Source organism: Lysinibacillus sp. GbtcB16 (assembly GCF_019091145.1).
Lineage (GTDB): Bacteria > Bacillota > Bacilli > Bacillales_A > Planococcaceae > Lysinibacillus > Lysinibacillus fusiformis.
In genome coordinates this window covers 1-270 of sequence record NZ_JAGXJV010000412.1, presented here as the reverse complement: position 1 = coordinate 270, position 270 = coordinate 1, and the positions used below count along the sequence as shown (strand labels likewise).

The 270-nt window shown below is 40.7% G+C and carries 1 protein-coding gene; it reads right to left on the bottom strand.

Going from position 1 to position 270, the window contains the following annotated elements; translation table 11 throughout:
• A partial coding sequence (locus tag KVT27_RS24735; protein WP_217582181.1) for a hydroxyethylthiazole kinase occupies positions 1 to 255 on the bottom strand: 255 nt, incomplete at its 3' end.
• Between the last annotated feature and the right edge of the window lie 15 nt (positions 256 to 270).

Below are 270 nucleotides of genomic sequence, written 5' to 3'. Positions count from 1 at the left end.
ATTTGCTGATTTACCCGCGAGTAACATCGCTTCTACTTCTTCAGGACGAAGTGTCCCCATATTTAATACTAACGCTCCAGCAATGCTAGCCATTTCTGCTACTTCTTCTTTTGCATACGCCATTACAGGCGATGCTCCAAGTGCCAACAAACCGTTAGCGGTAGGATTTGTTTCAACATCATTTGTAGTATTATGACCGAGCGGATTAGATTCTCTCACCAAATCCACTACTTTACTAATTTCTTTCATATTCATCCTTTTCATCTCCTA